Here is a 7,814-nt window from a genome sequence, read left to right as displayed (position 1 = left end):
TGAAACAAATTATGTGTAACAGACTACTATCGATAGATTTATTATTTATCCATTCAAAAAAGCTAGAAACGTTGTCAATAAACGTCTCTAGCTTCTTATATTGTTTATGGTTAATTTTTAATGAACTCTTTTAATGCTAATGCAAAATTACCTAACGTTGCCGCACCATTATCTCTAATACCCGTTGTAATAAGATACTCTTCAATAGGTGGCGTTTTTACATAATGATTATTAATCATTACGAAATTTTTTCTAACCAACTCAATCATATGGGGTCTACTCATAACACCTCCACCAAAAATAATTTTTTCAGGGGCTAATGTCAATGTCGCCGAATAAGCTGCTTGTGCAATATAATAGGCTTGTGTATCCCATACATCGTCTTCAATTGGAATTTTTTCACCTTTAATCCCTGTTCTAGCCTCGATTGATGGACCTGCTGCCATTCCCTCTAAACAATCACCATGGAAGGGGCAAACACCTTTAAAACCACTATCTCTTGGATGCCTTTTGACAAGCGCATGCCCCATTTCAGCATGGTTAATTCCACCAATAAATTCACCTGATTGAATTGCACCACCACCAATACCCGTTCCAATTGTAAAGTATAGCACTGAATCCGCTTCACGTGCTGCACCTTTAATATACTCACCATAAGCAGATGAATTCACATCTGTTGTGAAAACAGTGGGCACATCAATTGTTTTTTTTAATGTTCCAACAAAATCAAAATCTGCCCAACCCTTCTTTGGTGTTGATAACACATGCCCAAATGTTGCTGAATGAACATGGATATCGATTGGACCAAAAGAGCCAATTCCAATTGCGGCCACATCAAATTTCCGAAAAAAATCAATTGCTTTTTGTAATGTTTCCATTGGTGTTGTGGTTGGAAATTGAACAGTCTCAACTACTTCATATTCAAAATTCCCCACCGCACACACAAATTTTGTACCACCAGCTTCAATACTACCTAATAGTTTTTCACTCATATTTTTTCTCCCATTGTTCAATAATAATAGCTTCATACGGTTGGATATCATCGTCGAGCGCTTTACGATTTTGGTAATTCACTAAAATAAACGTGTGTTTTTCTGTGATAAAATCAGTAACCTGAGCGATTGATTGTATCGTTTCACTCATATTAACGACAATCAACCATGCACGTTCACCTTCGACACGTTTATAGATAAATAATTCTTTATGCGAAGGTAGTAAGAGCTCATAAGTACCATTTTTTAAGATAGAGTAATCATGTCGTAATGTGATTAAAGCTTTATAATAGTTAAATATAGATTTTTTTTGTTTTAAATCTTGGTCTACATTAATCGTCTTATAGTTTGGATTAACTTTAAACCATGGAGTAGCAGTCGTAAAACCCGCATTTTTTGAGTTATCCCACTGCATTGGCGTCCGAGCGTTATCTCGTGAGAGTTTATGGACAGCTTTTAAAAATTCAGCATGCGTCATTGTTTGTCGTTCTTTAACAAATTGACGATAATTACCAACTAACTCGATATCCTGATACTCTTCCAATGAAAATTCAGGATTTGTCATACCAATTTCTTCTCCTTGATAAATATAAGGCGTTCCTTGTAAACCATGCAAAACAGTGGCAAAGGCTGTGGCGCATTCGTAGCGGTATTCTTTATCATTACCCCAACGTGAAATAACACGTGCACGGTCATGATTTTCAAAATACAAAGCATTCCACCCTTTATTTCGTAACTCTTCTTGCCAACTGCTCAACACACGTTTTAACATGATCAAATCTAATGCTTGATGCGCCCAACGACCATTTATATCATTTGGCACACGATCAACATGCATATGTTCAAAAGTAAAAATCATATCAAGTTCTTGACGCTCTGGTGCTACTAATAAATGCGCATCATGTGATTTGGCTGCTGGACTTTCACCGACAGTCATCATTTCAAAAGGTGTTAATACCTCTTGATTCATTTCATGGATAAATTCATGCATACGAGGTCCATTTTGCTGATTTTTTGTTGTAAGTGGCTTATCATTATCAGGAAAATCTTGATTTTTAGAAATAGATGTGATGACATCCATCCTCCAACCATCAACACCTTTACCTTTCCAAAAACGTAGCATGTCATAAATATAGGAACGAACAGTTTCATTTTCCCAATTTAAATCTGGTTGCTCTGCTGCGTAGTAATGAAGGTAATATTGTTGACGCGTTTCATCCCAAGTCCATGCTGATCCACCAAATGAACTGCCCCAATTATTTGGTGCACTGCCATCTTCTTTAGCATCTTTCCAAATATAAAAATCACTAAAAAAATTATCTTTGCTTTTACGGCTTTCTTCAAACCACAGACATTTATCTGACGTGTGATTGCCAACAAAATCCATAATAACTCTCATACCTTTTTCATGCGCTAACTCAATCAATTCATACATCTCTTCATTCGTACCAAACATCGGATCAATCAAACGATAGTCAGTAATATCGTAACCATTGTCTACTTGTGGCGATAAATACATTGGACTTATCCAAATAGCGTCGATTCCTAAATTCTGCAAATAAGGCAATTTTTCTTTGATGCCCGCAATATCACCAATACCATCGCCATTCGTGTCATTGAAGCTCTTTGGATATATTTGATAAATTACAGCATCTTTCCACCATTTGTCCGTCATTATCACCACTCCTTAACTTTACTATATGATAAATAATCTAATATACTACTTTTATCAATTTGAGTATTTTTCTTTATGCTTCTTCAGCACTTGTAATGTTTTCTTCAACCATTTTTTTTCGTCCATAAAAATATGTTGTAGTAAATGCGATTATAAAACTAATCGCTATCCCCAACATAAAAGCGGGGATTGAAGATGGCTTAATTGCGATAAAGCCAATGACACCCGCTGGCCCCATTGAAACTGCTAAAACGTGTAAGAAGCCAATCACTGCTGAAGCTATCCCTGCTGCGATTAAACCAATAAAGAAGGGGAATTTTAATTTAAGATTAACCCCAAACATTGCTGGTTCAGTTATACCTAACATTGCTGAAAAGCCTGCAGATGAAGCCAATGCTTTTTGCTTTTTATTCTTTGTAATAAAGAAGATTGCAAACGTTGCTGCCCCCTGCGCGACATTCGCCATTGCTGCGATTGGAAAAATAAATGAACCGCCTGTTTTTGCCATATCGGCTAGTAGAGTTGTCTCAATGGCTGGAAAACTTTGATGTAGACCTGTTAAAACAATCGCAGAATAGAAGAAACCGAAGATTCCTGAACCAATCCCTCCTGTTGTTGCATATAACCATACGATACCATCAGTAACGGCATCAGATACAACTCGCAAGACTGGCCCAACCACAATAAATGTTAAGAAACCAGTGATAATAATTGCTAACATCGGTGTAAAAGTAAAATCAATCGCATTGGCTAATTTTTTATGGAAGAATTTTTCCAATGTCGCTAGAATCCAAGCAACAGCGATGACTGGTAAAACCTGTCCTTGATAACCAGCTTGTGCAACTTGAAGACCAAAGAGATCCCAATGTGGCATTGTTCCTGTTGCAACAGCTTCAGCTACGCCATAACCATTAACGAGCGAAGGCATCACCATCATCATACCAGCTGCTGCTCCAAGATAAGGGTTTCCTCCAAAACGTTTTGTAGCTGATATACCAATTAAAATAGGTAAAAAAGCAAAAGGTGCCGATGCCATCATGTTAATAATTTCTGCTGCGCCTTTAATGCCAGGGAACATCTCCACAACTGATTTGGGACCAAATAAACCGACGCCTGTTAAAACATTATTCAAGGCCATTAAGAGACCACCCGCAACCAATGCAGGAATGAGCGGCACAAATATATCTGATAAGACTTTAATCAATGCCATAATCGGGTTCTCTTTTTTACCTTGAGTTGTCATTTTTTTAAATTCATCTTTATCTGCTTCACCAACACCTGTAATTTTAACAAATTCAGCATAAACATCATTAACATCACCAGGACCCACTATAATTTGATATTGACCGTTTGCTTCAAACGTCCCTTTTAAATCAACATCCTCATCCAGTGCCACTTGATCAATTTTAGAAGTATCTTTGATGACTAAACGTAATCGTGTGGCGCAATGTGCGGCTCCTAATAGATTATCTTTTCCAATCGCTTGGGCTATTCGTTGGGCTACTTCTTTATGCTTCATTATGTATCTCCCCTTTTCACTTATTTATTAGATTCCCTTTTTGAAAACGCTTTTATAACTTGAATAATACAACCGTTTTCATTTTATGTCAACCGTTTATCACATTTTTTAAATAATTAATATTTAATTATAAAAAAGCTAATATAAATATAGATTACATCTATGTCATACGATTGACATTAAGTGAATAAAGCGTTATCATTTCATTGAAGGTATTATAAATAAAACTTATGAATATAGCAGGATATTACATCCTGAAATACAAATTGGTCGTTTACATAAATGACCCTAAAGGAGCTCTTATGGAAAAGATAATCACTGAATGGACAAGCGAACTTCGTTATCTCCCGTATGAAAAATGGAATGCTACATATAAAGAAAATTTAAAAAAGACAGTTGCTCAATCTAAATGGCGACTTGCTTATCATATACAGCCTGAAACGGGTTTATTGAACGACCCCAATGGCTTTTCCTATTTCAATGGGAAATGGCAATTATTTTATCAATCTTTCCCATTCGGCGGTGCACATGGTTTAAAGAGTTGGGCACATCTTACTTCGACTGATTTAGTTCATTGGGAATACGAAGGTCTCGCTTTAAAACCAGATACACCCTTTGACTCACACGGTGTTTACTCAGGTTCGGCTTTACCAATTGATGACCAGCTGTTTCTATTTTACACAGGAAATGTACGTGATAAAGATTGGACACGTCATGCGTATCAAAACGGTGCTTGGATGGACACCAATGGGACTGTTACAAAAATTGCTCAGCCACTATTCCCCGAAGATTCTCACTATACAGATGATTTTCGCGATCCGATGATATTTCCTTACAACAATGGATTTGCCATGGTTATTGGAGCCAAAAATTTAGAAGGAGAAGGGAAAATCCTTACTTATTTTTCGGCAGACAAAGATGTTAAAAATTTCAAACAGCTTGGTGAATTAACTTTTACTACAAAGCCTTTAGGTTATATGGTGGAATGTCCCAACCTAGTATTTATCGATAACAAACCTCTCCTTTTATTTTGCCCTCAAGGTTTAGATAAAAACATCAAAGAGTATGATAATATTTTCCCCAACATGTATGTTGTCGCAGATGAGTTTGATATTGCAAACAATGAATTAATCAATCCGTCGTCATTGGCTAACTTAGATGAGGGCTTTGATGTCTATGCTACACAAGCTTTTAATGCACCCGATGGACGTGCGCTTGCAGTAAGTTGGATTGGTTTACCCGATATAACTTATCCTACCGACACAGAAGGATGGTCAAATTGTTTAAGTTTAGTTAAAGAGCTGACGCTAAAAAACGGGGAATTATTCCAATATCCTGTTTCAGAAACACTTAACCTGCGTCAGAAACAAACTAAATTAACAGCTGGTACCACTAACATAAAAAGCACTGCTTACGAATTAGCAGTTGAAGTGCCTGCTGGCGAAGTAAGTACACTCACTCTGTTTGCTAATGAAAAAAATAGTCGTGGCTTACTGCTTACAATCGATGCGAATCATGGTAAAATTACCCTTGATAGAAGTAATGTTGGCATTCCTTTTGCAGAAGCATTTGGTCATGTTCGTACCGCTGAAGTTTCTAAAGAAAAAAACATCACAGTCAATATTTTCGCAGATACTTCGGTCATTGAAATATACATCAATCAAGGTGAGCGAACACTGACTGGTCGTTTCTTCCCTGATACAGATCAAACATACCTTCATCTAAAAAACATAAAAACGGCTTCATTCTATCATTTAGAAAGAACTAACAACTAAAACATGAGGTGATGATATGGTAGTGAAATTAACAGACGTTGCAGAGCTCGCAGGCGTAAGTGCCACAACTGTTAGTCGTGTAATTAATAACTATGGTTATTTAAGTAAAAAAACAATCGATAAAGTTCATTCAGCGATGCGTGAATTGAACTATCAACCAAATAGCCTCGCTCGTAGCTTGCAAGGTAAAAGCACTATGCTGATTGGTCTGGTATTCCCATCTGTTCGTCATCCCTTTTATGGTGAGCTGATCGAAAATCTCGAACGAAAACTTTTTGCCAAAGGATACAAAGTCATCTTGTGCGATAGCGAGAAAGATCCTGAAAAAGAGCGTGAGTATTTGCGAATGTTATCGGCAAATCAGGTAGATGGTGTTATCGCTGGTAGTCACAATCTCAACATTGATGAATATCAAAATGTTACCCTGCCAATCATCTCTTTCGATCGTTTTTTAGCTCCAGGGATTCCGATTGTTTCATCAAATAACTTTGAAGGTGGTAAAGCTGCCACTGAAGCATTAATCGCTCGTGGCGCAAAAAATATCGCTATTATTACAGGTGCTAACGACACTGCTTCCCCTAGTGATTACCGTTTTGATGGTTACAAAGCAGTGATGGATGCACATAACCTCGAAACAAATGGCATCCGCTTAAAAAGTGATTCATCTGAACTTTTAAAGCAGATTGAAATTGAAAAACTACTGAAAGATGAGTCTATTGATGGTATTTTTTGTACAGATGACTTAACAGCAGTCACAGTTATCAATATTGCCACAAGAATCGGCATCAATGTCCCAACTGACTTAAAAGTTGTGGGTTATGATGGCACTAAACTTCTCCATCAACTAGCTCCTTATCTCTCAACAGTCGTTCAACCTATCGATGAGATGTGTGATGTCATGATAGAATTATTAATGAAACGAATCGAAGATGCTGATGTTATTTTAGAAGAAACATATAGTCTACCCGCGCGTGTTTCACTTTCGGAATCATGTTAACCACAATAAACAATAAATAATTTTAAGCTAAGAATGCCTTTAAAGGTCTTTTTAGCTTTTTTTATTGTACCTCTCTTCAACTCCTAGATGTCATAATAAATAAAGTCTGTTGACTTTCATCAAAACAAAAACAGTACTCTTGCAAATAATCGCAGGAGTACTGTCCTTTTATTATTTAGCGCTACATTTTTTAGCGTTTTTTACCATTCGTTGCAATTACTTTTTTGTACCATTCAAAGGAATCTTTTTTATAACGTTTCATTGAGCCGTTCCCTTCATTATCACGATCAACATAAATCATCCCATAACGTTTTTTCATTTCTCCTGTTGTAAATGATACTAAATCGATAATTCCCCATGGCGTATAACCAATCAATGGTACACCATCATAAGTCACCGCTAATTCAAGTGCATCAATATGTTTCTTCAAGTAATCAATACGAGTGTCATCATGAATCTTGCCATCTTCTTCTAATTCATCAATCGCACCAAAACCATTTTCCACAATAAATAACGGCAATTGATAACGATCATAGAGACGGTTCATTGTATAACGTAAGCCAGTTGGATCAATCGCCCAACCCCAATCACTTGATTCAATATAAGGGTTTTCAACACCATTTGCGAGTCCACCATTAACGACATTTCCCGTATTATCTTGAGTAATATCTGCTTTTACAACGGTCGACATATAGTAGCTAAACCCAATATAATCAACAGTACCATTTTGCAAAATGTCTTTATCTTCTTCTGTGATTGTAATATCGTATCCTTCACGTTCAAATTCTTTCAATGCATAGTTGGGATAAGCACCACGACAATGAACATCTGCAAAGAAGAAACGTTGACGCATCGC

At 36.7% G+C, this 7,814-nt stretch carries 6 protein-coding genes; 2 read left to right on the top strand and 4 right to left on the bottom strand.

Features of this window, described 5'->3' with window-relative positions; all coding sequences use genetic code 11:
• Positions 1–110: 110 nt before the first annotated feature.
• The 3 genes from scrK to IKV95_RS00020 all read right to left on the bottom strand — a co-directional run bounded on the left by scrK (position 111) and on the right by IKV95_RS00020 (position 4,186).
• Positions 111–992, bottom strand: a complete 882-nt coding sequence (gene scrK / locus IKV95_RS00030; RefSeq protein ID WP_029090720.1) for a fructokinase ScrK — start codon at positions 990–992, stop codon at positions 111–113.
• A complete protein-coding gene (locus tag IKV95_RS00025) occupies positions 985–2,667 on the bottom strand; it encodes an alpha-glucosidase (protein ID WP_287451268.1) in 1,683 nt (560 codons plus the stop codon). Before IKV95_RS00025 ends, scrK begins: the two co-directional genes overlap by 8 nt.
• A 73-nt stretch (positions 2,668–2,740) precedes the next feature.
• Positions 2,741–4,186: a sucrose-specific PTS transporter subunit IIBC gene (locus IKV95_RS00020; protein WP_287451267.1), complete on the bottom strand. Its 1,446-nt coding sequence runs from the start codon at positions 4,184–4,186 to the stop codon at positions 2,741–2,743.
• Between the two features lie 302 nt (positions 4,187–4,488).
• Between IKV95_RS00020 and IKV95_RS00015 the strand changes: the two genes are divergently transcribed.
• Both IKV95_RS00015 and IKV95_RS00010 read left to right on the top strand, forming a co-directional pair.
• The gene (locus IKV95_RS00015) at positions 4,489–5,961 is read left to right on the top strand and encodes a sucrose-6-phosphate hydrolase (protein WP_152792247.1); all 1,473 of its coding nucleotides are present in this window, start codon (positions 4,489–4,491) and stop codon (positions 5,959–5,961) included.
• Between the two features lie 16 nt (positions 5,962–5,977).
• Entirely contained in the window at positions 5,978–6,958 is a 981-nt protein-coding gene (locus IKV95_RS00010; RefSeq protein ID WP_069125747.1) for a LacI family DNA-binding transcriptional regulator, read from the top strand.
• A 190-nt stretch (positions 6,959–7,148) separates the two neighbouring features.
• On the opposite strand, the gene IKV95_RS00005 is transcribed toward IKV95_RS00010, so the two are convergent.
• A partial coding sequence (locus tag IKV95_RS00005; protein ID WP_287451266.1) for a family 1 glycosylhydrolase occupies positions 7,149–7,814 on the bottom strand: 666 nt, incomplete at its 5' end.

This window comes from Brochothrix sp., from assembly GCF_017549435.1.
GTDB lineage: Bacteria > Bacillota > Bacilli > Lactobacillales > Listeriaceae > Brochothrix > Brochothrix thermosphacta.
Note: the sequence above shows the minus strand (reverse complement) of the source record. Positions and strands in the feature narration are given on the sequence as shown.

Bases quoted from the DNA above. Each gene is read 5' to 3' on its own strand.
- scrK (WP_029090720.1), bottom strand. From the start codon at position 992: ATGAGTGAAAAACTATTAGGTAGTATTGAAGCTGGTGGTACAAAATTT.
- IKV95_RS00025 (WP_287451268.1), bottom strand. From the start codon at position 2,667: ATGACGGACAAATGGTGGAAAGATGCTGTAATTTATCAAATATATCCA.
- IKV95_RS00020 (WP_287451267.1), bottom strand. From the start codon at position 4,186: ATGAAGCATAAAGAAGTAGCCCAACGAATAGCCCAAGCGATTGGAAAA.
- IKV95_RS00015 (WP_152792247.1), top strand. From the start codon at position 4,489: ATGGAAAAGATAATCACTGAATGGACAAGCGAACTTCGTTATCTCCCG.
- IKV95_RS00010 (WP_069125747.1), top strand. From the start codon at position 5,978: ATGGTAGTGAAATTAACAGACGTTGCAGAGCTCGCAGGCGTAAGTGCC.